This window comes from Herbaspirillum sp. VT-16-41, from assembly GCF_001994935.1.
Classification (GTDB): Bacteria; Pseudomonadota; Gammaproteobacteria; order Burkholderiales; family Burkholderiaceae_D; genus Herbaspirillum; species Herbaspirillum frisingense.
On sequence record NZ_MUXB01000064.1, the window covers coordinates 21,552 to 46,156 of the forward strand.

Genomic DNA, 24,605 nt, shown 5'->3' on the forward strand with positions numbered 1-24,605 from the left:
ATTCAATAACATCCATAAAAATCAATCACTTAACACAATTCCTGCGAAAAAAACCGTAATCCCGGCCGATCCTCCTTAGGGGGGTTACCGCTGTGCAGCACCGTTCTAAATAGCCACAATGCCTTAAGTTTGACGGCGTATATATCCAAAACGCTTAACGTACAGATTTTTCCGTTTGCTCAGTTCCCCCCATGATGTATTTTGTCGAGTAATGTCAATAAATAATATAACGTATTACATAGCATTTACAACTATGGATTCAATAAATATGACATTAGCGTTATAATGTTCATTATTATGCGGAGCCCCCATTTTTAGATGAGTCAGTCCCCATGACGCCCCAAAACAATCAAAATGCGGATACGTTGCCGGTGTTGATGCCGATCGAAAACGTACTGGTGCCCAGCCATCTCGATGGGAGCAGCGGTACCAATCGCGCCAGCGGCAACCGCCCCCAAATAGCTGCGAACAACGACGTTGATGCGATCAAAGCGTGGCTGGCGCGTTTCCTCGACACGAAAACCACCTTTGACAACTATCGCAAAGAGGCCGAACGCTTGCTGCTATGGTCGACGATGGCCATGCAAAAGCCCATATCTTCACTGACGCATGAAGATTTGCTCATTTATCAACATTTCCTTGCGGATCCACAACCGGCGTCTCGTTGGATCATGCCACGTGGGCGCAGAGTCGCACGCACGCACGCTGATTGGCGGCCGTTTGCCGGGCCGCTGGCACCGTCAAGCCAAAGGCAGGCAATCATCATTCTCAACACGATGCTCTCTTGGCTCGTGAATGCCGGTTACTTGGCCGGCAATCCGCTATCTCTGTCGCGTCAACGCGCACGCATAGCCAAACCTCGCATTACGCGATATCTTGACGAAGAGTTGTGGCTGGAGGTGAAACTGACGATCGATATGATGCCGAAAGAAACTGATCGCGAGCGCGAACACTTCTTTCGCATGCGGTGGCTATTTTCTCTGTTGTATCTGTGCGGATTACGCATCTCCGAAGTCGTCGACAATACGATGGCCGGATTTTTCTGTCGTCGCGACAAGGATGGCGAGGAACGCTGGTGGCTGGAAATTACCGGCAAAGGAGACAAAACTCGGATCGTTCCAGCGACCAATGAACTGATGGTCGAGCTAGCACGCTATCGTCGAGAAAAAGATCTTCCTCCCTTTCCGTTAGCAGGCGAATCTGTTCCGCTCCTCTTGCCGATCGGTGGTCGAAAACAGTCCATGACGCGCGGCGCGGTGCATGCGATCGTGAAAAGCGTCTTCGAGAACACATCCATCCGGCTCCGGCAACGCGGCGAGCAATATCACGCGATTGCGGATCGTGTCGAACAGGCGTCGACGCATTGGCTACGGCACACAGCCGGTTCGCACATGGCTAATAGCGAGGTCGACCTGCGCCATGTCCGCGACAATCTCGGGCATGAATCCATCAGTACAACGAGCAAGTACCTGCATTCATCCGACGATGCGCGGCATCGGGAAACCGAAGCCAAACATAAGATCAAGTGGTAAAAGTGGTGTTGCGAGCCTACGATCTTCCTTGCACGTACGGTTCTTAGGAGGCGGCGACGCAGTAATGCGTTGCTGCTACCCAGCAACAATTACCCCGAAAAGGGCAATGCCCCTATCTTGGTAAAATCCGGAATAAGTAGCTGTGCGGAATTATTCTTCCGCAACAAGCGCGTCTATCATCGGACACCCACATCCGCCACTGACCTTGCAGCAAGCATGAATGAAGCCACTAAGATTGGTTTCAATCACTGACAGATCGGCTATCTTTTGCTTGACCAACGCTAATTTCTGCTCCGCCAGCGCTTTCGTTTCCGCACAATGCGTCCCATCATCCAAAGTCAGTAACGCTGACACCTCTTCCAATGCGAAACCTAGCCGCTGCGCCCGTTTGATGAAGCGCAGGCGCCGTAGCGAATTGCCCGGGTAATGACGGATGCTGCCGTATTCCCGTTCTGGCGCCGGCATAAGGCCGATACGATGGTAGTAGCGCACTGTCTCGACATTCACACCAGCCGTCTTGGCAAGCTGTCCAATCGTAAAATTCTTTTCGGCCATTGCGAAATTCTCCTTGAGTCCGTACTTAACTCCGTACTTAAGCTTAGTCTACTCTCAATAACAAATGGAGTAGCAAGATCATGGAAAACGACAATGAGCCAGATTCCTCCTCGCCGCTAGCCGGCGTGTTGGTCGTGATTCTTCTTTTCGGCTGTTGCCTGATGCCACTACTCGTGACGGGTCTTGGCTTCATTGGTGCCTGGATCAGCAATCTAACCACATTGAAGCCCTACCGACCCTGGTTGCTGGGCGCGTCACTGGTTGCGCTGTTCTTCGCGTGGCGACGAATCTATCGCCCGCTAGAGGCGTGCAATCACGGCAACGTGTGCGCCGAGCCGCGCTCGCGCCTCGCTTATAAGGTCACTTTTTGGATTGTTGCCGCGTCGATTCTCAGCGTCCTAGGCTTTCCTTACCTCGATAAATATTTTTATTGAAATTTCTCCCCGCTTTTAGGAAGGAGTTGTCACCATGAAAACATCACTCGCGATTCCGTTGGCTGTGATCGCGTTCGCTGCGTCGGTTTTGGCCGTAATACAAACTGGCATAACCTGCTGCCCAATCACCGTCAAACATACGCCGAACAAAGCAACCGCGGCATCCACAGCGGATACGCATTTCGGACAAAAACAGGCTGTCGTCCCGTTTGACAGTGCTAAAACTTCCGTGTTGGTATCGGTGAAAGCGACCACCGGCGCCGGCTACCCATCCAGTGTCAAGAAGTGAACCATGATTAAAGAAAAAACGCCCGACAGTTTCGGTATTGTGGGCACTATTCTCGTAGCACTGGGTCGCTTCCCTCGGCGCGGGGACTGCTGCTAGGGGCATTGGCGGAGCCGCACTGAATGGCTACCTGGATTATGTCTGGATGCCCGCGCTGCTCATATTTCTCGAACTGATCGCTTATCGTCAACTTTTTCTAGGCGATTGCAAAATACTCCTTGAGTCCGTACCTAGCTCCGTACATATCATTAATTTATTCTCTCAACAGAAATGAAAGATCAGAACAATGGCAAACGACAACACAACAAAATCCGCTCCGCTCGTGGTTGGCGGACTGGCCGCCATTCTTGCCTCCGCCTGCTGCCTCGGGCCGCTGGTTTTAATCGCCTTGGGTTTTAGCGGTGCCTGGATCGGCAACTTGACGGTGTTGGAGCCGTACCGCCCATTCTTCATCGGCGCGGCGCTGGTGGCGCTGTTCTTCGCGGGGCGGCGCATATACCGCCCGGTGCAAGCTTGTAAACCGGGTGAGGTCTGCGCGATTCCGCAGGTGCGCACCACCTACAAGTTCATTTTCTGGGTGGTCGTCGCGCTGGTTCTGGTCGCGCTCGGATTTCCCTACGTTATGCCATTTTTCTACTGATAAGGAGTTCATCATGAAAAAGCTGTTTGCTTCCCTCGTACTTGTCGCCGCCGTGGCCCCCGCGTGGGCCGCTACCCAGATCGTCACGCTGTCGGTCCCTGGCATGACGTGCGCCGCCTGTCCGGTCACCGTCAAGCACGCGCTGTCCAAGGTCGACGGCGTGAGCAAAGCCGACGTGAGTTTCGAGAAGCGCGAGGCCATCGTCACCTTCGACGATGCCAAGACCAGCGTGCAGAAGCTGACCAAGGCGACTGAGGACGCGGGCTATCCGTCCTCAGTTAAACGTTGAGCCGCGAGGAGGCACTGCGATGTCCTTAATCACAAAAGTCACCGACAAGGCCGGCACCCTCGGCAGCATCGTGTCAGCCATGGGCTGCGCTGCCTGCTTTCCGGCCATCGCCAGCCTGGGCGCTGCGATTGGCCTGGGCTTCTTGAGCCAGTACGAAGGGCTATTCATTCGCATCCTGCTGCCGACGTTCGCCGGCATCGCGCTACTCGCCAATGCCATCGCTTGGCGCAATCATCGACAGTGGCGACGCACAGCGCCCGGCATGATTGGTCCGATCCTGGTACTGGCAGCGGTGTTTTTAATGCGCGCTTATGGCTGGCAGAGCGGTGGGCTGCTGTATATCGGCCTGGCCTTGATGGTTGGGGTGTCGATCTGGGATCTGGTCTCGCCGGCGAACCGCCGCTGTGGGCCGGACGGCTGCGCACTACCACCAACACGCGGATGACGGCATTGGCCGTCACCGAAGTAAATAAAAGGAATTGATTCATGACTACCTTAAAGATCACCGGAATGACTTGCGATTCCTGCGCTGTGCACGTCAAGGAAGCGTTGGAGAAAGTGCCGGGCGTGCGCTCGGCGACCGTGTCCTACCCAAAGGGCACCGCGCAACTCGCCACCGAGCCCGGCACAGCGCCGGATACGCTGACCGCCGCCGTGGCCGGACTCGGCTACAAAGCCCTGCTCGCCGATGCCCCGTCCGCTTCGCCACGAGGCGGGTTGCTTGACAAGGCGCTGGGATGGCTGGGCAGCGGCAACAAGGCTGACGGTGACGACAATGGGCTGCACATCGCCGTTATCGGCAGCGGGGGGGCCGCGATGGCAGCGGCGCTGAAGGCTGTCGAGCAAGGCGCACATGTGACGCTCATCGAGCGCGGCATCATCGGCGGCACCTGCGTCAATGTTGGCTGCGTGCCGTCCAAGATCATGATCCGCGCCGCTCACATCGCGCACTTGCGCCGGGAGAGCCCGTTCGATGGCGGCATCGCTGCAACGCCGCCGACAGTCCTGCGCGAACGGCTACTGGCGCAGCAGCAGGCTCGCGTCGACGAACTGCGCCACGCCAAGTACGAGGGTATCCTGGACGGTAATCCGGCCATCACCGTGCTGCGCGGCGCGGCCCGCTTCAAGGACAGCCACAGCCTCATCGTGCGCATGGCCGATGGCGGCGAGCGCGAAGTGGCCTTCGACCGCTGCCTGGTTGCCACCGGCGCCAGTCCAGCCGTTCCGCCTATCACTGGCTTGAAAGACACGCCATACTGGACTTCCACCGAGGCCCTGATCAGCGATACGATTCCCGATCGTTTGGCCGTGATCGGCTCGTCGGTGGTGGCGCTGGAGTTGGCGCAAGCGTTTGCGCGGTTGGGCAGCAAGGTTACGATCCTGGCGCGCAGCACGCTGTTCTTCCGCGAAGACCCAGCCATCGGCGAGGCCATCACGGCGGCTTTCCGCGCCGAAGGGATCGAGGTGCGGGAACACACGCAGGCCAGCAATGTGGCCTACGCGGATGGAGAATTCGTGCTGACTACCGGGCACAGCGAAGTGCGTGCCGATAAGCTGTTAGTTGCCACCGGCCGCGCGCCGAACACGCGTAGCTTGGCGCTGGAAGCGGCGGGTGTCACCGTCGATGCGCAGGGGGCCATCGTCATCGACAAGGGCATGCGCAGCAGTACGCCACACATTTACGCCGCCGGTGACTGTACCGACCAGCCCCAATTCGTCTATGTGGCGGCGGCCGCCGGCACCCGTGCGGCGATCAATATGACCGGCGGCGAGGCCACGCTTGATCTGACTGCGATGCCGGCCGTGGTGTTCACCGATCCTCAGGTCGCGACCGTCGGCTACAGCGAGGCGGAAGCGCACCATGACGGCATCGAGACCGACAGTCGCCAGCTCACGCTGGACAACGTACCGCGTGCGCTCGTCAATTTCGACACGCGCGGCTTCATCAAGCTGGTCGCGGAAGCGAGCAGTGGGCGACTGATCGGCGTGCAAGCGGTAACGCCAGAAGCGGGCGAGCTGATCCAGACAGCGGCGCTCGCGATTCGGGCGCAAATGACGGTGCAGGAACTGGCGAACCAATTGTTCCCGTACCTGACAATGGTCGAGGGGCTGAAGCTCGCGGCGCAGACCTTCAGCATGGACGTGAAGCAGCTTTCCTGCTGCGCGGGATGAGGAAAAGGATGTGTTCGATGAACGCCTATACGGTGTCCCGGCTGGCCCATGATGGCGGTGTCAGCGTGCATGTCGTGCGCGACTACCTGCAGCGCGGTTTGTTGCGGCCGGTAGCGCGCACCGCCGGTGGCTACGGTTTGTTCGATGCCGCCGCCTTGCAGCGGCTGTGCTTTGTGCGGAGCGCCTTCGAGGCGGGTATCGGCCTGGACGCGCTGACGCGGTTGTGCCGGGCATTGGATGCCGCAGACCGAGACGAGGCGGTCGAACTCCTCGCCGACCTGTGCCGGATCGTCGAATGCCGGCGCCATGCGCTGGCGGGCCTGGATGCGCAGTTGGCTGGACTGGTGCGTGGTCAGCGCCTGTGCAGCACCTCGGAGATATCGCCATGAACGGCCCGGAACGCCTACCCCCTGAGACACGCAAGCCGTTCAGTGGTTACCTGTGGGGCGCGCTCGCCGTGCTGACCTGCCCCTGTCATTTGCCGTTGCTCGCCATTGCGCTCGCCGGCACGACCGCCGGCGCCTTCATCGGCGAGCACTGGGGCATCGCGGCCGTGGCGCTGCTCGGACTGTTCGTCCTGTCCGTGGCGCGAGCGCTGCGGGCCTTCAGGGGGCAGCGCATGACCGCCTCCCAGCCGGCCGCTTTGACCAGGACACAACTGGCGCAAGCGCTCGAATGGCAACAGCTCATGCTTCACTACCCGCCGATGGTCGAACTGCGCCGCGGCGTGGTCGCCGGCACAGTACTGCCCCGGGCCGAATCGTCCAGCCTGATCGGTCCGGCTGCTGCCCATACTAAAGAGGTGACGCATGAAGGATTCCGACGCTATCCGGCATGAGCGCAAGGCAACCGTGCTGCGCGTCCTGCAGAAACTGCGAGATGAGTTCCCTCTGCAACAGGCCATTGAAGGGGCCGATCCCGCCCTGCGTGCGGCTTACGTCAACACGCTTTCGCACTGGATCCTTCACGGCCTACCGCCTCCGAGAGATTGCTCCTCCGAAGCGGCAATCCAGGCGCTGGGCGCGCTGGACGCGCTGGTAATCGATGAGTGCGGTATCGGCTGCTATCCGTTTAGCGCTCGCGAGACGGGCATCCATGTTCACTTTTCTGGACGTGGCGTATCGGCAATGTGCGCCATCGACGCGCTGGCGATCCCCCGCCTGGTACAACATGTGTCGCGCGTCACCGCTCGGTGCGCCGTGTGTGGCTGCCACCTCGCTTGCACGGTGGCGGCCAACGGGAGCGTCGAGGGAGGCAATCCGGAAGGTGTGCGTGTGGTCTGGCGATCCGGCGCGGCCGCCGAGGGCGCCTGTTGCCACACCCTGTGCCCCGGTATTCGATTCGTCTGCAAACACTGCGCCGAACTCCCCGCGGCGACGGGCCTCTCGCTCCCCGAAGCGGCGGCAGTGGGAAATAGCTTATTCGCGTTCCAGCGGCGTTTGCTGCACCACCACCATGAGCAGACATGACACCATGAACACGCCGTCTCCCGTGGCGTTGGTCTTATGCGGTGGCGGCAGCCGCGGCGCCATGGAGGTGGGCTTCTATCGGGCCATCCGGGAATTGGGGCTGCCGGTGGATTTGGTGGTCGGCAGTTCCATTGGAGCGCTGAACGGGGCCTGCATCGCCGCGGGCATGACGGTCGATGAGATGGTGCGATTGTGGTGCACGATCCGGCGCCGGGACGTGGCCCGCTTCAGTCTGCGCGGGGTATTTACGCCGCGCCGGCACCCGGCCTTTTTGAGTCTCGCGCCGCTGCGCCGGCTCCTGCGCCAGGTGTTGCCGGTGACCCGGCTTGAGGATTTAGCTATCCCGCTAACCGTCGTCACCACCGATCTACAGCAGGGCCAGCCGGTCTATTGGAGCGGGACGGGCGACCTCATGGAGCCGCTGATCGCCAGCATGAGCCTGCCCGGCGTGTTCCCGCCGGTGGACATCGATGGCCATCAGTTCGTGGACGGCGGCATTGCGAACAATGTGCCACTGGACAAAGCGGTCGAACTGGGGGCGCGAACCATTTTGATAGTCTATTGCAACTGCTGTGAAGCGTCTCCCAGACCGTTTCGCGGTGCGGTGCCCGTTCTGGTGCGCAGCTTCTCGATCACGCTTGATCGCAAGTTTTCGGTCGAGCTTGAGCGTTTCGGCGCACTGGTGCACATGCATAGCGTGCAGCCTCGCTTTCCGCGCGAGATTGCTATGCTGGATTTCCGCTACACCGCGGAGTTGATCGAGGTCGCGTATCGGCAAACGCTTGAGTATTTTGCGCGAGCGAACGCGCCTCCTGACATGTCGCTGGTCCCGGCAATGGCCCCCGAGGGTTGAACGCTAGACAAGCGCCAGAAGGATACATGAACACGCCTCGCACCCCAGTTAAGACGATCGCCCTGGCACTCCAGGGAGGCGGCGCCCACGGCGCTTTTACCTGGGGCGTGCTGGATCGTCTGCTGGACGACGAACGGATTGTCATCGAAGGCAAAGGTCTGGGGCGCGAGCTGGCCGAGCGTTGGCTCGCAGAAAACTTCAAGCATCTCAGCAGCCGTTCGACCCTTGATTTCAAAGCTTGGCAACCTGTCTACCACTAGGAGAGCGTCATGTCCAAACAGTATGACCTTATCGTTATCGGCACCGGCATGGCGGCCACCACGGCGGCGGCCAAATGCCGCGCGGCCGGGTGGAATGTCGCTATCGTGGACTATCAGCCCTTCGGGGGGACCTGTGCATTGCGGGGATGCGACCCCAAGAAAGTACTGGTCGGCGCGGCAGAAATTATCGATCGGGTCCGCCGCATGCAGGGTAAAGGCCTCGGCGAACAGGACCTGCACATCGACTGGGGAGCGCTGATGGCCTTCAAGCGCAGCTTCACCGATTCGGCTCCCTCCAAGATAGAGAACAGCTTGGAAAAACAAGGAATCGACGCCTTCCATGGCCGTGCCCGGTTCCGTAGCCCATCTTCGCTCGAAGTTGCAGGGCAGCTGCTCGCATCCCGCCACTTCCTTATCGCCGCCGGGGCAAAGCCCATGCGTCTGGGCATACCAGGTGAAGAACATCTCATCACTAGCGATCGATTTTTGGAACTGGAGGAATTGCCACAGCGCATAGTCGTGGTCGGTGGTGGCTTCATCGCCTTCGAGTTCGCCCATATCGCCGTGCGCGCGGGCGCTAAGGTCACCGTCCTGGAGCAGCTTCCCCGCTTTCTCCGCCCCTTCGACCCGGATTTGGTGAGCTGGCTGGTGGATAGATCTCGCCAGATCGGCATCGATCTGCACGCGGAAACCAGCGTGGAGGCGGTGGAAAAGGATGCCGTGAGTTATAAGGTCCGAACCTCCACGGACACCTCCGGCTGGTACACGGCCCGGCGAGTGAACGAGGACTGTTCCGGCTACAAGATTCTGATCGAAGAGGGTTCCGAACGGATTCTCGGCGCTCATTTGATCGGGCCGCATGCCGAGGAAGTGATCAATCTGTTTGCGCTGGCGATCCGCGCGAACCTGTCTGCCAAGGATCTAAAGACCGTCATCTGGTCCTATCCGACAGCCACATCGGATATCTCGTACATGCTTTGACGGTACGGCTGGCACAGCGCCGCACCGCTATGTCAGCCGCCTGCGATGTCAACCAATGGAGGAGTACCACCATGAACGCAAACGTCCCGACCACTGCTAACTGCACCACCTGCTGCGAATGCTGCAAGGAAATTCCGCTCGATGCCGCCTTCACCCCGGAAGGCGCGGAATATGTCGAACACTTCTGTGGACTAGATTGCTATGAACGCTTTCAGGCACGCGCCAAGGCCGCGACAGAATCCGACACTGCGCCTGTCCCTGGCGGTTCGCGGTCGTCCGGTTGAAGCATACCCTATCCTGGTGTCAGGATAGGCCGCTTTGTAACGTCAGAATAGAGTTATCTTTCGATTTTATTGACACCTGCGGCGAAAGATCATAGATTTCTTCCTGACACTTTCACGTTGGGAGGCATCTTGCAGGGGCAACGCATTGGCTACGTCCGGGTCAGCAGCTTCGACCAGAACCCGGAACGGCAATTGGAGCATGTCGAAGTCGGCAGGGTGTTCACCGACAAGGCGTCGGGCAAGGACACCCAGCGGCCTGAACTCGATTCGCTGCTGGCCTTCGTGCGCGAAGGCGACACCGTGGTGGTGCACAGCATGGATCGACTGGCGCGCAACCTCGATGACCTACGCCGCCTTGTACAAAAACTGACCAAGCGCGGCGTGCGCATCGAGTTCGTCAAGGAATGCCTGACCTTCACCGGCGAGGACTCGCCGATGGCGAACCTGATGCTGTCGGTGATGGGAGCGTTTGCCGAGTTCGAGCGGGCCTTGATCCGTGAGCGGCAGCGTGAGGGCATCGCGCTCGCCAAGCATCGCGGGGCCTACCGGGGCCGAAAGAAGTCTCTGAGCGGTGAACAGATCGCTGAGCTGAAACGGCGCGTCGCGGCGGGCGAGCAGAAAGCGAAGCTGGCCCGTGAATTCGGCATCAGCCGGGAAACGCTTTACCAGTACATGCGAGAAACCTGATCATGCCCCGCCGTTCAATTCTGTCCGCCGCCGAGCGGGAGAGCTTATTGTCGTTGCCGGACACCAAGGACGACCTGATCCGACATTACACGTTCAGCGATACCGACCTCTCGATCATCCGGCAGCGGCGCGGGCCTGCTAACCGTCTGGGCTTCGCGGTACAGCTCTGTTACCTGCGTTTCCCCGGCATCATTCTGGGCATCGATCAACCGCCGTCCTCGCCGCTGCTGAAACTGGTCGCTGATCAGCTCAAGGTGCCTGTCGAGACCTGGGGCGACTATGGTCAGCGGGAACAGACCCGGCGCCCAGCCTTTCACCATGAGCCATTACCGGCAGGCAGTGCATACGTTGACCGAACTGGCCTTTCAGACCGACAAGGGGATCGTGCTGGCCAGCGCGCTGATCGAGCACCTGCGGCGGCAATCAATCATCCTGCCCGTCCTCAACGTCATCGAGCGCGCCAGTGCCGAAGCCATCACTCGCGCCAACCGGCGGATCTACGAAACCCTGTCCGAGCCGCTGTCGGACGCGCATCGCCGCCGCCTCGACGAATCTGCTCAAGCGCCGCGACAACGGCAAGATGACTTGGCTGGCCCTCAAAGCCTGGCAGGCGCTCGACCTGCCTTCCGGCATCGAGCGGCTGGTGCACCAGAACCACGAAATCATCGACCTGCACGACCGCATCCTGGGCAAGCTGTTCAATGCCGCCAAAAACAAGCATCAGCAGCAGTTCCAAGCATCCGGCAAGGCCATCAACGCCAAGGTGCGCCTGTACGGGCGCATCGGCCAAGCGCGCTGCCAAGGATGTGCTCGACGCCATCGAGGTGCTGCGCGGCATGAACAGCGACAACGGATCACGCCGCTCGATGCGGCGGTGCCCGACACCGCGCAGGCCCTGATCGACCAGACGGCGATGATCCTGCCGCACGTCAAGATCACCGAGCTGCTGATGGAGGTGGACGAGTGGACGGGCTTCACCCGGCACTTCACGCACCTGAAATCGGGCGACCTGACCAAGGACAAGAACCTGCTGCTGACCACGATCCTGGCCGACGCGATCAACCTAGGCCTGACCAAGATGGCGGAGTCGTGCCCCGGCACGACCTACGCGAAGCTCGCTTGGCTGCAAGCCTGGCACATCCGCGACGAGACCTATTCGACGGCGCTGGCCGAGCTGGTCAATGCCCAGTTCCGGCACCCGTTCGCCGAGCACTGGGGCGACGGCACCACGTCATCGTCGGACGGCCAGAACTTCCGCACCGGCAGTAAGGCCGAGAGCACGGGCCACATCAACCCGAAATACGGCAGCAGCCCAGGGCGGACGTTCTACACCCATATCTCCGACCAGTACGCACCGTTCCACACCAAGGTGGTCAACGTCGGCGTGCGCGACTCGACCTATGTGCTTGACGGCCTGCTGTACCACGAATCCGACCTGCGCATCGAGGAACACTACACCGACACGGCTGGCTTCACCGATCACGTCTTTGCGCTGATGCACCTGCTGGGCTTCCGCTTCGCGCCGCGCATCCGCGACCTGAGCGACACCAAGCTCTACATCCCGAAGGCCGGTGCTGCCTACGAGGCATTGAAACCGATGATCGGCGGCACGCTCAACATCAAGCACGTCCGCACCCATTGGGACGAAATCCTACGGCTGGCCACCTCGATCAAGCAGGGCACGGTGACGGCCTCGCTGATGCTCAGGAAGCTCGGCAGCTACCCGCGCCAGAACGGCTTGGCCGTGGCCTTGCGCGAGTTGGGCCGCATCGAGCGCACGCTGTTCATCCTCGACTGGCTGCAAAGTGTGGAACTGCGCCGCCGTGTGCATGCCGGGTTGAATAAGGGAGAAGCACGCAATGCTCTGGCCCGTGCCGTGTTCTTCAACCGCCTGGGCGAAATCCGCGACCGCAGCTTCGAGCAGCAGCGCTACCGGGCCAGCGGCCTCAATCTGGTGACGGCGGCCGTCGTGCTGTGGAACACGGTCTATCTAGAGCGGGCAACGAAGGCCCTGAACGGTCACGATGCCGCGCTGTTGCAGTACCTGTCGCCACTTGGCTGGGAACACGTCAACCTGACCGGCGATTACCTCTGGCGCAGCAGCGCCAAGATCGGCGCGGGCAAGTTCAGGCCGCTACGACCGCTGCAACCGGCTTAGCGTGCTTTATTTTCCGTTTTCTGAGGCGACCCCAGCTAACGCTTAGCCTCGGGTTCCGCGCAGGCGCAGCGCATTCGCGATCACTGATACCGAGCTCAGGCTCATTGCCAGTGCCGCCAACATCGGTGAGAGCAATTGTCCGGTAAACGGGTAAAGCAAGCCTGCGGCCAAGGGAATGCCCAATGCGTTGTAGAGAAAAGCAAAGCCCAGGTTCTGACGCATGTTGCGCACAGTTTCTACTGACAGTTCTGTCGCGCGAGCGATGGCCCGCAGGTCGCCTTTCACCAGTGTGACATGGGCGCTATTGATTGCCACGTCGGTGCCGGTTCCCATAGCGATCCCAACATTTGCCTTGGCTAGCGCCGGAGCGTCGTTGATTCCATCACCCGCCATCCCGACGACCTTGCCTTTGGCCTGGAAACGCTCTACAAGTGCCAGCTTGTCTTGCGGTTTCACTTCACCGTAGAACTCGGAGATGCCAAGCTTATTGGCAACCGATTTAGCGGTAGTAGTGCCATCACCTGTGGCCATGACTACCGAGATCCCGGCCTCTTTTAGGCTGGCCAACGCCTCCCGTGTTGTTCCCTTAACGGGGTCCGAGACTGCCAGTAGCCCCAAAAGTGCGCCATTCCTCGCCAGATACATCACGCTGGCACCTTCAACACGCAAAGCTTCTGCTTCCGACAACAGAGATTCCGAAGAGACGCCTTCCGATTCCATCAACGTCGTATTGCCTAGCGCTAGACGCTCTCCGTTGACTACGCCTCGAACGCCTATGCCACTGGAAGATTCAAAGCGGCTGGGTGTCGATAAGGGAAGCTGGCGCCGGCGTGCCTCGGTAACGATCGCGTGCGCTAGTGGATGCTCACTTCCTTGGTCGAGGCTTGCCGCCAGTTGCAAGATCTCCGCTTCTTGACTGCCCGGTGCGGCAATTATTCGATCGAAAGCAGGTTTTCCTTCCGTAAGGGTGCCAGTCTTGTCGACGATGAGCGTATCCAGCTTTTTCATACTCTCGATGGCCGCTGCATCTCGAAACAGGATGCCTTGGGTTGCCGCACGGCCAGTGGCGGCCATGATGGACATAGGCGTGGCCAAGCCAAGCGCACATGGGCAAGCGATAATCAGGACCGCTACCGCGTTGACAAATCCATAGACCCAGCTTGGCTGCGGTCCAAAAAATCCCCAGCCTAGCAGCGTCAGCAAAGCAATACCCACCACGATGACGACAAAATAGCCGGCGACGACGTCCGCCAACCGCTGCATGGGAGCGCGCGAGCGCTGGGCTTGGGCTACCATCTGAACGATTTGGGAGAGCATGGTCTGCGACCCGACCTTCTCGGAGCGGATGATCAGACTTCCGCTGGCATTGATCGTTGCCCCGATAACCTTGTCACCAGGTCGCTTGGTAACGGGGACAGGTTCACCGGTTAGCATCGACTCGTCGATGGCGCACTCTCCCTCAACGACCACCCCGTCGGTAGCGACTTTTTCGCCTGGCCGAACGCGGAGCAGGTCGCCAATATGAACGTTGCTCAAAGGGATGTCTTCTTCCGTACCATCTGCTGTGATCCTTCTGGCCGTCTTGGGCGCCAAGCCGAGCAGTGATTTAATGGCGGCAGACGTCTGCGAGCGCGCCCGGAGTTCCAGGATCTGTCCCAGCAGCGTCAGCGAGATGATGACCGCCGCGGCCTCGAAGTAGACGCTAATCCGCCCATGTTCCATGAAGGTCTGGGGGAATAGCTCGGGGAAAACAGTTGCGACTACGCTATAGCCGTAGGCGGCTACCACGCCCGTGCTGATGAGAGTCCACATGTTGGGGCTACGGCGGACAATCGAGTCGACTCCTCGACGCAAGAACGGCCAGCCGGCATGCAAGACCACGGGCGTACCAAGCCCCAGCTCGATCCAGCTTTGACCGTGCAGACCATGTGGGAATATTCGGCCACCGGCCATGGCCAGTACCGTGACCAACACAGTCAAGGGCAAGGTGAACCAGAATCGCCGCTGGAAGTCACGCAGCTCAGGGTTCTCCTCTTCTTGCTCCGTCGGTAGCAGCGGCTCCAGGCTCATCCCACAGATGGGGCAATTCCCCGGAGAAGTCTGCCTGATCTGCGGGTGCATGGGACAGGTATAGACGGCTCCATCAGCTGGCGTACTGCTTGCCTCGGGCTTTGATGAAGCTCCGACGAATGCAGCCGGATTAGCACGGAATTTTCCCATGCACTTGTCGCTGCAGAAGTAAAAATCACTTCCGCCGTACTCTATCCTCCGGTATGGATCGGGAGTCACCTTCATGTGGCAAACCGGGTCAGTCTGGCTTTTTTCCGTGGGCGAGCTCATTTCAACGCCTGGATCTGGTGCGGTATGATGATGGTGATGATGTTCATCCATAGTTACTGCTCTCCCGTCAGGCCTACCCATTAGGTCACGTGACGGGCACACGGAGCACCCCATCACGCTATCAGTACTTACTTCGACATTGACATCGGCATTTCCATACAGTCCATCATCATCTGCATAGTCATCTGCATCATGTCCATTTGTTTCTGCATCATCGCCGGTGTCGGTGCCGATTTGTGTTCCGTCCTGGCCGCCATCATGCTTTGCATCATGGCCATACTGTCCTTCATGGTTTTCATGTGATCGGCCATTAATTGGCGCCGATCTTCAGGAGAAGCGGCGCTCATCATTTTCTGATGCATATCGCGCATGACTTTCATCTGATCATCCATCTGAGCCATGGGTGCGCCCTCAGATCCCGGTTCGGCGGCGGAGGACGGTGAAGTGACGGCCGGTCCCGGATGATGCCCTTCATGCTCAGCGGCGGTTTGTGCAAATCCGGAAATGGCGAATGATGCCATTGCGACCGTACCGATCAGGTTGGCGACGCGTTTCATGGTTTCTCCTTAATTTGAGATGAGGCCGTCGAAAGGTTGCCTCTCTCTACAGTCTAGTAAGGACCGGATCGGACGGCGTGACCCAGGTCAAACCAAGTTCATATGCGTCCTGACGGAATGAACCGCATCGCGCTATCGGCGTCAGTCTTGAGAAAAATCCTTACCGACGAAGTCCACCGTCACCAGCTTGCCATCCATCTTGCCCATGCCCGGAGAGTTGGCGGGCATGCCCGGTACCGCTACACCTTTGGTTGGCTTGGATGCAATGAGTTTTGCAACGACCGGTGCTGGGACATGGCCTTCGATCACCTGACCCGTTGCTTCTACCAGGCCGGTATGGCACGACTGCAGAGAGTCAGGCACACCCAGTCTCTTTTTGATCGCCGACATATCTTTGCTGTCAACGACCTTGAGCTTGTAGCCTGCTCGGCGCATGTGATTTGCCCACGCCGTGCAGCAACCACATTGAGGATCCTTATAGATGGTGATCGTTTCACCTGTCGCATGCGCAGCAAAAGAGGTCAGCACGAGTAGATTGGCGACAAAAAGCTCTTTCATCCATTTACCTTTACAGAGACAGGAAAAATTGGTGCGGCGTTTCATATTCCGCGCTAGCTTGGCGTGAGCCTCATTCCGTCATCGGTCCCAAGGTGCCGAGCCAAGCGACCAGAGCGAGAATCAGGAATGCACAGCATGTTTCGATAAAGAGGCTTTTGCGTAATGCAGCGATGGCTTGGCTATGTTCGCCGGAGACATGGACGCGCTCAAGCAAGGGACTGAGGCGGTACCGGTTTGCCGCGGCCAGCGCCAGCATCAACGCGAATAGCCCCAGCTTGGCGAGCAGCAGCTGGCCATAGGGCGACGACAGCAGGCCGTTGAACGTAGGGCCAACGATGAGCCAATAGTTGATTGCGCCAGTGACGACCAGCGACCCCACGATGACCGTTCCCATGAGGGCAAAGCCGTTGAGAGTGCGGCTGAGCAAGGAAACGTCAGCCGCCTCGTTACCATACCGCAGCAGAAGCAATAGGATAAATGCTGCCAGAGCGCCTATCCATCCACCCGCGGCAAGCAGATGAATGATGTCTGCCGTGAGGTGGATTTGGCCACGCATACCTTCATCCATTGCGCCGTGACCAGCCCAAGACAAAGTGGCCAGTGCGACGGCCCCCGCCATACTCATTACGGCAGCGCTCAAAGTCGGCAATGCGGCGCAAAGCAGTGACACCATTACAATCACCAGCAGCATGGCCATTCGCAAGCACCACGCCATGCCGAATGCTGTGTCGGTCAACATCATCTCGAAGACGTGCTGCTCAATCGAGCTGAAATCGGCGGCGCCGGTCATTGCCTTGGCCATGAGGAACATACTCACCACCGAGAGCGCCATGCCGATGACGGCTGATATCACCGTCAAGGTACAGAACTTCCTGCCCAGGGCGGATGAACGTTCGGTCTGGCGCAAAGCATGGAGCTGAAACAAGGGCAGACCAAAAACAAGCATCAGGTCTAGGTAGAGCGCAAAGCGCACCAAAACGGTCATCCCGTCCATTACCGGCTCACTTCACCGTGAAAGTGATCTTGCCAGTGATAGGGTGCGTATCCGACGACACCGCACGCCATTCGATGCTGTATACGCCAGGCATCAGCGGCTGGCTGGGAGTGATCACCATGGTCTTCGGGTCATCCGAGCCGGACACCTTGGCGGCCATTTTCATGGGCGACGCGTGATTCATGCCAGGCATGCTAGCCATCAGGAGGCTGGCACCGGAAAACTGCTTGGAAAGGTTCTCCGAGAAGTGCAGCTCGATCTTCTCGGGGGCACTCACCGTCGAATTGTCTTCGGGGGTCGACCCGAGCAGTTTCGGGTGAGCGAAGGCGGCGGTAGCAAAAGCGGCTGCAGCGATCGTGACGGCTGTTTTGGCGAAGAGAGACTGGTAGGACATGGCGATACTCCTTGGAGATGTTGTGGAGGGTTAAAAAAGTGGAGAATTAAAACAAGACGCGTACACCGGCCACAAGCCGGGTTTCCCCGGCATTGCCCCCGGCACCACGGACGTAGGTCGCGGTACGGCCGAAATTCTGGCTACGCTCGATCCCGACATAGGGAGCGAGCTGCCGGGAAAACTCATAGCGCAGTCGCACACCGTAGGCGGCACTGGACAGGCCACGTCCGATACCCAGCTCGGAATCCTCTTTACCGTACAGGTTGGCCTCGACGCGCGGCTGAAGTATCCAGCGCTGGGTCAGCAACACCTCATATTCGGCAGCCACACGCAACGCGGTACGGCCTTGCTCACCCACGTAGCCCGTCGCTTCGACCTCGAACCAGTACGGTGCCAACCCCTGCACGCCAAAGGCAAGCCAGTTGCGCCCTGGTCGGTTGCTGCCCACGTCAACGCGCAGCCCTAACTGGCTGTCCCAATACGGCGTAATTGCGTGGCTCCACAGCAATTCCGTACGAGAGTCGCCCACGCGGCCTTGTTCGATATCACCTTCGGCCTTGATGTAGAACTTGTCATAAGAATTGCCAATCCAGCCTTGCGTGTCATAGGCGATGGAATTTCCATCACGGGTATGCACGTGCTCCAGCCGGTCGATCAGGAAGGAGCCAAAGGAATGCATATCCGACATCATTAATGCACTGGTGTCCTTCTGGGCATAGGGGCCCGTATTGAGGGTATAGCCATTGGAATAGCCATGTGGATCTCTGGCATCCGCTGGCGCTGTCGAGCTGGAGCCCATGTCCATGCCCCCCATATCCATACCGTCATTCATGCCGGCGTGGTTCATCGCCCCATGATCGATTGATCCCGCCGTGCTGGCGGTGCCGCCGTCCATACTGTCCATAGTGGTAAGGGCCGGCTGCGAGGCCGAGCCAGCCGCAGGCGCGGTATGGCCTTCGTGGGACTGGGCCAAAGCTGCGTTCATGCTTGCCGACGCCAGGGCCAGTGCGAGAATCTGAGTTGAATAGCGAGTAAGAGTCATTCTAGGTATGCCTTTCGGTGCAGGTCCTGGTTAGCTGACGACGACTTCACGGAACATGCCCATGTCCATGTGGTACATCAGGTGGCAATGCCAGGCCCAGCGGCCTAAAGCGTCCGCTGTGACCAGAAAACTGATGCGCTGTGCCGGCTGGACTGGAATCGTGTGACGTCGTGCCAGGAAATCGCCATTCGGCATTTCCAGCTCACTCCACAGTCCATGCAAGTGCATCGGGTGGGTCATCATCGTGTCGTTGTGCAAGATGACGCGCAGGCGCTCACCGTAACGGAAATGAACGGGCGTGGACTTGCCGAACTCCAGACCATCCAACGACCAGGCATAGCGCTCCATATTGCCGGTCAGGTGAAGTTCGACTTCGCGCTCCGGACCGCGCTGATCGAGCGGACCGCCGATCGTGTGCATGTCGGCCAAGGTCAGTACACGGCGCCCGTTATTGCGCAGGCCGACACCCGGATCATCCAGATTGGTGCGAGCGTTATCGACACGAGCGTCTGTGCTAGGCCCATACTCGGTGCTGGCATGACGCGCCTTCTTGCTCGGCACTTTCAGCGGACTGGCTGCGCTCATCTGGTGCTGGCTGTGATCCATGGGCTGCGTGGCCGGCTTGCTGTCCATGGAATCCATACTGTCCATGCTGGACATCGAGTCCATGCCACTCATGGAAGACATGCCGCCCATCGCGCCGTGGTTCATATGCCCCATGGCACCATGATCCATGCCACCCATCGAGGACATATCGCCCATCATGTCACCCATGCTGAGCCATTCCGGCTTGTCTACTGCCGGCACCGGGGCCGTCAGACCGGCACGGATGGCCAGCGTGCCTCGGGCGTACCCGGTGCGATCCATCGACTGTGCAAATACCGTATAGGCGTCTTCCTTGGGCTCAACGACCACGTCACAGGTTTCGCCCGGCCCAAAGCGGAATTCATCCACGCTGACCGGCTCGATATCCACGCCGTCCACCTGGACAACCTTCAATTTGAGTCCCGGAATACGAACGTCATAGAAGGTATTGCCAGAGCCATTGATACAGCGCAGGCGTACTTTCTCCCCAGGCTTGAACAGTGCGGTCCAGTTGCCCGCTGGCGTGACGCCGTTGGCCAGATAGGTCAGGGCCGCCGCAGACAAATCCCCCAGGTCCGTGGGGTTCATCCGCATCTCATTCCACATCGCACGATTGTCCATAGCCGCCTTCACGCCATCTTTGCGTGCGTCGCGGACAAAATCGCCGGCCGTCAGGCGATTTAGATTGTAGAAATCGCCTTGCTTCTTGAGCTTGGAGAGCACCGACATCGGATTTTCATCCATCCAGTCAGAGAACAGAATGACATGCTCCCGATCTGCCAGCTTCTTGCTGGCATCCACCGGATCGATGACGATGGCGCCGTACATTCCGGTTTGTTCTTGCATCCCCGAGTGGGAGTGATACCAGTAGGTGCCGCTTTGCTTGACCTTGAATTTGTAAGTGAAGGTCTCACCAGGCGCAATGCCAGCAAAGCTGATGCCCGGCACGCCATCCATCTGGAACGGCAAAATAATGCCGTGCCAGTGGATGGAGGTGTGTTCCCGCAGCTTATTGGTGACGTTGATGGTGACCATTTCGCCTTCTTTCCACCGCAACGTCGGCCCCGGCAGCGAGCCGTTGATGGTTGTGGCAACGGTCTGCTTCCCTGTGAAATTGACCGGCGACTCTGCAATTACCAGGTCAAATACGTTGCCCGTGAGAACGGGAGCAGCCGAGGCGCTTGCCGGCGTTTCGACTGCCTGGGCCACCGCCTGCATGGCGCGCGACGACAGCCCCAGCAGCACACCCCCTGCGGCCAGCCCTTTGACAAAGCGGCGACGGGAATTGAAAGGGGACGATGAGTTCGACATAGGATGGATCTCTCCGAAATGGGGATATGGCGCTGATGATAAGTAGGGCTGGCGATCAGCTGGATTACTCGCTCATTACATTCCTGTAATGATGTCGTCATCTTGTTCAACTGCACGTAAGATGTCTCTATCTTCTTAAGTGTTATTAATATGAAAATTCTTGTGGTCGAAGATGAGCCCAAAACAGGCGAGTACGTCCAGCGAGGACTGACCGAGGCCGGCTTTGTTGTCGATTTGGCCAAAAACGGCTTGGATGGCTATCACTTGGCCATGACCGAATCCTATGATCTGGTCATTCTGGACGTCATGCTTCCCGACGTGGATGGCTGGCGCATCGTCCAATCGCTTCGGGATGCCCAAAAGACTGTTCCTGTCTTGTTCTTGACGGCCCGGGATAGCGTTTCCGACCGGGTCAAGGGGTTGGAAATGGGGGCCGACGACTACCTCGTCAAGCCGTTTGCATTCTCCGAGCTGCTGGCCAGGGTGCGCACCCTGCTGCGCCGGGGTAGCAATGTGGTTTTACAGGATCGCCTGACGGTCGCAGACCTGGTGCTCGATCTCCCCCGGCGCACCGCTAGCCGAGGCGGCCGCAAACTGGTGCTGACTAGCAAGGAGTTCGCCTTATTGGAATTCCTGGCGCGGCGCCGGGGAGAGGTGCTGCCGCGCTCCCTTATTGCATCCCAAATCTGGGACATCAACTTCAATAGCGACTCCAACGTCATCGACGTTGCCATCCGACGCTTGCGCGCCAAGGTTGATGATGGGTTCGATCATAAGTTGATTTTGACGGTACGCGGCGTGGGCTACATTCTGGACGATGAACAGCCCAAAGAGTCGGCTGAGAGCGCGACATGATTCGTCAACGCTCGCTGACTGTCCGCTTGACCGCCTTGTTTGCCCTGGCGTCCACGACTGTGCTGGTGGGTCTAGGGTTACTCATCATGTCCACCGTAGCCAAGCACTTTACCGACCAGGATGAGCAGCTACTGGAAAAGGAGCTTGAACTCATCCGCATGGTGGTCAATGAACGCGGCGCCGGCGCCATTACCAGTACCTTCGGCGAAGCGTTGCACAATCATCCAGGCTTTTTCGTTCACATCAGTGCGGCCAACGGCCAGCCAATGTATTCAACCCTGGCCGATGCGACCCGGCCCATATTGGCAGCCGCTAAACGGATCGCGGGCAACCACTCATTCTCCGTTGATGCGGGCGAGCATAAGCAATTTCAGGCCATCAAAGCACACTTGAAAGACGACAAAAGCGGCGAGCAGCTAGAAGTCATCGTTGCTGTTGACACGGAAATCCACGACCACTTCATGCGCAATTTCAAGACAACCTTGATTTTGTATGTAGCGGGATCTGCCTTGATTGTGGTCTTGCTCAGCTGGTGGGCGGCGCGGCGCGGGCTGGCGCCGCTGCGAGCGATGTCGGACAAAGTGCAAGCCGTGTCTTCGCATAACTTTGGCGAACGCATGCCCATCGAGACTTTGCCGGTGGAAATCGCCGACTTGGCGGCCAAGCTAAACGCCATGCTGGAACGGCTCCAACAAGATTTCCATCGCATCACCAACTTTTCGACCGATATCGCTCATGAGCTGCGCACGCCTATCACCAACTTGCTGACGCAAACGGATGTGGTCTTGACCCAGCAGCGCACCAATGAGGCCTATCGGGACACGCTTTCCTCGAATGCCGAGGAATTGCAGCGCCTCGCTAGAACCATTTCCGATATGCTGTTCCTGGCGCAGACCGAAAACGGTATCAGTCTGCCTAGCTATGAGCCACTCCAGCTCCAGGAGGAAATTACCGAGCTTTTCGACTTTTATGATGCATTGGCAGAGGAAAAAGGGGTGCAGCTGCAGCTGGCGGGCGATGCGACCATCAGGGGGGATCGCCTGATGGTGCGCCGCGCACTGAGCAACCTGATCTCCAATGCCATGCGCTACACGCCAGCGGCCGGCAGCATCACAGTGTCGATCGCCTGGTCTGAAGGCGACGTTCTGGTAGCCGTTGAGAATGACGGCCCCGAGATCCCGGCGGAGCATCTGCCTCACTTGTTTGACCGGTTCTATCGAGCAGACAAGTCCCGCACCAAAGTTGACACGGATTCCGCTGGCTTGGGCTTATCCATCACGCAGGCCATTATGCGGGCTCACCAGGGGGATGTCACCGTACGCTCGGTGCAGAGGAAGACGCGCTTCACTCTGCGATTCCCCCATATGGTGATCTAGCAGTGTCTATGGGGATATCCCGACGATCTATGCAATGGTCTCGCCAACTGAGGCCGGTGGCAGTTCACGAAAAGCGTAGCAATTCGCCTTGGCATCATTCAGGGCGTGGTGCTCGGGCAGCTTATGCTGCTTGTGGAACTCGTACCGCAATAGCTCATTAATGCGATCGGCGACCAATCGACGTTTGCACCACGGCGGCACCCGTCCATCCAAGACATCGTAGAAGAGATCCCAGTCCGTTTGGTAGTCGTAGCAAATTAAGACGTCTTGATCCTTCGGCCTTACCAACTTAAGCCAATTGGTCATTTGCAGATAAAGGTCGTCCTTGGACATTTCCGCATGCGGCGCGTATCCCAAGAGCGGAAGAACCGCGGCCTTGACGAACTCGCTGCATTCACGCACCTCGTAAGGAAGCTCGGCGTAAAACTCCTCGCCGCTTTGTGCGACCAGACCGATGCTGATCAACTGCGGGTCGAGAAAATCAGTGAACTCAGTGTCGATGAAGACGTTAAACGGCATCGTGTGCTCCCTCATTTGTGAACTCCAGGGGTATGGCTCTGGCCCGAAAGTGTGGCATGCCCCAATACCCATGGCATCAGCTTGGCAATATTGACTGCATCGTCCAGCCCACGATGATGCTGCCCCTCCAGAGGAATGCCGGCCAGCGCACACGCCCGCACCATGCCAACCTCCTTGCCAATGCGCTGAACCTTCGCAAACAACCGCTTGGCATTCTGATGGGGCATGGCCAAGGGCATAGCAATGCCGTGACGCTGGGCATCTCTGGTCAGTTGCTTGTGATCGTAGTTTCCCCAGCTCATCCAGACAGTATCGCTGGACACTACCTCGCTGACGAAGGCCTGAAGCGCCTGCGCTGCGACAGGAAACAGGGGGGCTTGATCGATTTCCTCTTGGGTGATACCGATCAACGTCTTGCAAAATGGCGTAAGGGCCGGCCGCACCAGCGGCTTCACCAGATGCTGAAACCGTTCCAGCACCACACCACGTTCAGTGGCCCAGCAAGCACCCATTTCAATGATTTCCATCTCTTCCGGCGGGATGGTGCCGTCGTCCGAACAGGTCGCTTCGAGGTCGACAACGAGAATTCTTGCCACGTGATCCTCTTGATAATGGAGTTGGTCCGGCTGGAGGACAATTTCGCACGCGAAATTGCTGCCTTTAGTGACTAAAGGATCTGTTGCTTTCGCAACTTGAGCCGGCTCAACTTGGAGGCTAGCTGGTAGCTATCAGCTAGCTGAGAAATGTTTGCTGCTGAATTTGCGACTGACGCGGGCGGAAAATATTCGCCCGTCCATTGAGCGCGCCGGCCGGGTAGTCACGGCAATAGCTCCGTCCTTAATGGACAGGAAAACACGTTGGCCTATCTTCCAGTCTGTCAATGCCTTCGGCCACGAGACTTTGCCGCCGCGTTCAAGGATGGTCGAGTAGGTTTGACGTTTTTTCATGCAAGCTCGATTGTGCAGTTTTGATCAAAGACGATCACGTTTTGGATCATTTCATTCCACAGTTTATAGCATCTCGTGGTCACAATATATTCATGTCGTGACTTGAGTCTGGTCAACCTACAAAGAATATCTGAGAGCGTGAAAACTTGCCATTGACAACGAACCTTCGGCTGATGCAATGTCCGTGGAGCCTGTTGATGTCACTCCGATTTTTCAACGATTTCGCCTTTGAACGACCCTGCCAAGGATCCCCTTACCATGGCCAGTATCGAACGGACTGCGTATCCTAGATTTCCACGTACGCTGACACTTAAAGATCTTCATGCAACCTTCACGCCGCGGCCTGAAGAAATAGAATGTGAAGATGGAACCACAGTTCTGCCATTTGGCAGCCTTGTGCTTCCAATTCATATCGGCAAATCTATGCTTCCCAAGCTTTTTAGCCTCTAGTGTAGTTGCCCCCGCAATTCAGGACACTCAGACATCGTTAAGTTACTGATGCTGCAGCCCGTCTGAACTCGCGAGGC

The 24,605-nt window shown here is 58.4% G+C and carries 27 protein-coding genes and 3 pseudogenes; 19 read left to right on the forward strand and 11 right to left on the reverse strand.

Annotated features, from left to right (window positions below):
* Positions 1-332 precede the first annotated feature (332 nt).
* The gene (locus BTM36_RS04315; protein WP_077235338.1) at positions 333-1,532 is read left to right on the forward strand and encodes a tyrosine-type recombinase/integrase; all 1,200 of its coding nucleotides are present in this window, start codon (positions 333-335) and stop codon (positions 1,530-1,532) included.
* A 150-nt stretch (positions 1,533-1,682) separates the two neighbouring features.
* On the opposite strand, the gene merR is transcribed toward BTM36_RS04315, so the two are convergent.
* Positions 1,683-2,087 (reverse strand): Hg(II)-responsive transcriptional regulator, encoded by a 405-nt coding sequence (gene merR, locus BTM36_RS04320; RefSeq protein ID WP_077235339.1) that lies wholly within the window; start codon positions 2,085-2,087, stop codon positions 1,683-1,685.
* Between the two features lie 80 nt (positions 2,088-2,167).
* On the opposite strand from merR, the gene BTM36_RS04325 reads away from it, so the two are divergent.
* The 16 genes and pseudogenes from BTM36_RS04325 to BTM36_RS04400 all read left to right on the forward strand — a co-directional run bounded on the left by BTM36_RS04325 (position 2,168) and on the right by BTM36_RS04400 (position 12,600).
* Positions 2,168-2,521, forward strand: coding sequence for a mercuric ion transporter MerT (locus tag BTM36_RS04325; protein ID WP_077235340.1), 354 nt, complete (start codon positions 2,168-2,170; stop codon positions 2,519-2,521).
* Positions 2,522-2,555: 34 nt separating this feature from the next.
* The gene (locus tag BTM36_RS04330; protein WP_077235341.1) at positions 2,556-2,810 is read left to right on the forward strand and encodes a hypothetical protein; all 255 of its coding nucleotides are present in this window, start codon (positions 2,556-2,558) and stop codon (positions 2,808-2,810) included.
* A gap of 100 nt (positions 2,811-2,910) precedes the next feature.
* Entirely contained in the window at positions 2,911-3,081 is a 171-nt protein-coding gene (locus tag BTM36_RS29655) for a mercury resistance system transport protein MerF (protein WP_077235342.1), read from the forward strand.
* Positions 3,082-3,093: 12 nt separating this feature from the next.
* Complete coding sequence (gene merT / locus BTM36_RS04340) at positions 3,094-3,447, forward strand: mercuric ion transporter MerT (RefSeq protein ID WP_077235343.1); 354 nt, start codon at positions 3,094-3,096, stop codon at positions 3,445-3,447.
* A gap of 13 nt (positions 3,448-3,460) precedes the next feature.
* Positions 3,461-3,736 (forward strand): mercury resistance system periplasmic binding protein MerP, encoded by a 276-nt coding sequence (merP, locus tag BTM36_RS04345; protein ID WP_077235344.1) that lies wholly within the window; start codon positions 3,461-3,463, stop codon positions 3,734-3,736.
* A gap of 19 nt (positions 3,737-3,755) precedes the next feature.
* Positions 3,756-4,181, forward strand: a complete 426-nt coding sequence (merC, locus tag BTM36_RS04350; protein WP_077235345.1) for an organomercurial transporter MerC — start codon at positions 3,756-3,758, stop codon at positions 4,179-4,181.
* 41 nt (positions 4,182-4,222) lie between these two features.
* The gene (gene merA, locus BTM36_RS04355; protein ID WP_077235346.1) at positions 4,223-5,908 is read left to right on the forward strand and encodes a mercury(II) reductase; all 1,686 of its coding nucleotides are present in this window, start codon (positions 4,223-4,225) and stop codon (positions 5,906-5,908) included.
* Positions 5,909-5,925: 17 nt separating this feature from the next.
* A complete protein-coding gene (gene merD, locus BTM36_RS04360; RefSeq protein ID WP_077235347.1) occupies positions 5,926-6,297 on the forward strand; it encodes a mercury resistance co-regulator MerD in 372 nt (123 codons plus the stop codon).
* Positions 6,294-6,518 (forward strand): annotated as a pseudogene (gene merE, locus BTM36_RS04365) (broad-spectrum mercury transporter MerE); the annotation flags it as partial. The gene merD and the pseudogene merE, both read left to right, overlap by 4 nt.
* 199 nt (positions 6,519-6,717) lie before the next feature.
* Positions 6,718-7,377, forward strand: coding sequence for an organomercurial lyase (merB, locus tag BTM36_RS04370; protein WP_077235348.1), 660 nt, complete (start codon positions 6,718-6,720; stop codon positions 7,375-7,377).
* A gap of 4 nt (positions 7,378-7,381) precedes the next feature.
* Positions 7,382-8,230, forward strand: coding sequence for a patatin-like phospholipase family protein (locus tag BTM36_RS04375; protein WP_168189743.1), 849 nt, complete (start codon positions 7,382-7,384; stop codon positions 8,228-8,230).
* Between the two features lie 26 nt (positions 8,231-8,256).
* Positions 8,257-8,382: pseudogene (locus BTM36_RS27630) on the forward strand (patatin-like phospholipase family protein); the annotation flags it as partial.
* A gap of 117 nt (positions 8,383-8,499) precedes the next feature.
* Positions 8,500-9,471, forward strand: a complete 972-nt coding sequence (locus BTM36_RS04385) for an NAD(P)/FAD-dependent oxidoreductase (RefSeq protein ID WP_077235351.1) — start codon at positions 8,500-8,502, stop codon at positions 9,469-9,471.
* A 71-nt stretch (positions 9,472-9,542) separates the two neighbouring features.
* Complete coding sequence (locus BTM36_RS04390; protein WP_077235352.1) at positions 9,543-9,755, forward strand: DUF3330 domain-containing protein; 213 nt, start codon at positions 9,543-9,545, stop codon at positions 9,753-9,755.
* A gap of 129 nt (positions 9,756-9,884) precedes the next feature.
* Positions 9,885-10,442, forward strand: coding sequence for a recombinase family protein (locus tag BTM36_RS04395; RefSeq protein WP_077235360.1), 558 nt, complete (start codon positions 9,885-9,887; stop codon positions 10,440-10,442).
* 2 nt (positions 10,443-10,444) lie between these two features.
* A pseudogene (locus tag BTM36_RS04400) lies at positions 10,445-12,600 on the forward strand (Tn3 family transposase).
* Between the two features lie 42 nt (positions 12,601-12,642).
* On the opposite strand, the gene BTM36_RS04405 reads toward BTM36_RS04400, so the two are convergent.
* The 7 genes from BTM36_RS04405 to BTM36_RS04435 all read right to left on the reverse strand — a co-directional run bounded on the left by BTM36_RS04405 (position 12,643) and on the right by BTM36_RS04435 (position 20,381).
* Positions 12,643-14,940 carry a heavy metal translocating P-type ATPase gene (locus tag BTM36_RS04405; protein WP_229297043.1) on the reverse strand — a complete coding sequence of 766 codons (2,298 nt, stop codon included), beginning with the start codon at positions 14,938-14,940 and terminating at the stop codon, positions 12,643-12,645.
* Positions 14,941-15,068: 128 nt separating this feature from the next.
* The gene (locus BTM36_RS04410; RefSeq protein ID WP_077235353.1) at positions 15,069-15,497 is read right to left on the reverse strand and encodes a hypothetical protein; all 429 of its coding nucleotides are present in this window, start codon (positions 15,495-15,497) and stop codon (positions 15,069-15,071) included.
* A gap of 141 nt (positions 15,498-15,638) precedes the next feature.
* On the reverse strand, positions 15,639-16,100 hold the full coding sequence (locus BTM36_RS04415; RefSeq protein WP_229297034.1) for a DUF411 domain-containing protein: 462 nt from the start codon (positions 16,098-16,100) through the stop codon (positions 15,639-15,641).
* Positions 16,101-16,125: 25 nt separating this feature from the next.
* The gene (gene copD, locus BTM36_RS04420) at positions 16,126-17,049 is read right to left on the reverse strand and encodes a copper homeostasis membrane protein CopD (protein WP_139347064.1); all 924 of its coding nucleotides are present in this window, start codon (positions 17,047-17,049) and stop codon (positions 16,126-16,128) included.
* 7 nt (positions 17,050-17,056) lie between these two features.
* Positions 17,057-17,443 carry a copper homeostasis periplasmic binding protein CopC gene (gene copC, locus BTM36_RS04425; protein ID WP_077235354.1) on the reverse strand — a complete coding sequence of 129 codons (387 nt, stop codon included), beginning with the start codon at positions 17,441-17,443 and terminating at the stop codon, positions 17,057-17,059.
* 46 nt (positions 17,444-17,489) lie between these two features.
* The gene (locus tag BTM36_RS04430) at positions 17,490-18,485 is read right to left on the reverse strand and encodes a copper resistance protein B (protein WP_077235355.1); all 996 of its coding nucleotides are present in this window, start codon (positions 18,483-18,485) and stop codon (positions 17,490-17,492) included.
* A 30-nt stretch (positions 18,486-18,515) separates the two neighbouring features.
* Positions 18,516-20,381, reverse strand: a complete 1,866-nt coding sequence (locus BTM36_RS04435) for a copper resistance system multicopper oxidase (RefSeq protein WP_077235356.1) — start codon at positions 20,379-20,381, stop codon at positions 18,516-18,518.
* A gap of 150 nt (positions 20,382-20,531) precedes the next feature.
* Between BTM36_RS04435 and BTM36_RS04440 the strand changes: the two genes are divergently transcribed.
* Together BTM36_RS04440 and BTM36_RS04445 are read left to right on the forward strand one after the other, a co-directional pair.
* Entirely contained in the window at positions 20,532-21,236 is a 705-nt protein-coding gene (locus tag BTM36_RS04440; protein WP_077235357.1) for a heavy metal response regulator transcription factor, read from the forward strand.
* Positions 21,233-22,612: a heavy metal sensor histidine kinase gene (locus BTM36_RS04445; protein WP_077235358.1), complete on the forward strand. Its 1,380-nt coding sequence runs from the start codon at positions 21,233-21,235 to the stop codon at positions 22,610-22,612. Before BTM36_RS04440 ends, BTM36_RS04445 begins: the two co-directional genes overlap by 4 nt.
* 27 nt (positions 22,613-22,639) lie before the next feature.
* Here BTM36_RS04445 and BTM36_RS04450 read toward each other — a convergent pair whose 3' ends face one another.
* From BTM36_RS04450 to BTM36_RS27635, 3 genes are all read right to left on the reverse strand, one after another.
* Positions 22,640-23,131: a 3'-5' exoribonuclease gene (locus BTM36_RS04450; protein WP_077235364.1), complete on the reverse strand. Its 492-nt coding sequence runs from the start codon at positions 23,129-23,131 to the stop codon at positions 22,640-22,642.
* A gap of 11 nt (positions 23,132-23,142) precedes the next feature.
* Positions 23,143-23,727, reverse strand: coding sequence for a 3'-5' exonuclease (locus tag BTM36_RS04455; protein ID WP_077235359.1), 585 nt, complete (start codon positions 23,725-23,727; stop codon positions 23,143-23,145).
* A gap of 132 nt (positions 23,728-23,859) precedes the next feature.
* The gene (locus tag BTM36_RS27635; RefSeq protein ID WP_139347065.1) at positions 23,860-24,078 is read right to left on the reverse strand and encodes a hypothetical protein; all 219 of its coding nucleotides are present in this window, start codon (positions 24,076-24,078) and stop codon (positions 23,860-23,862) included.
* Between the last annotated feature and the right edge of the window lie 527 nt (positions 24,079-24,605).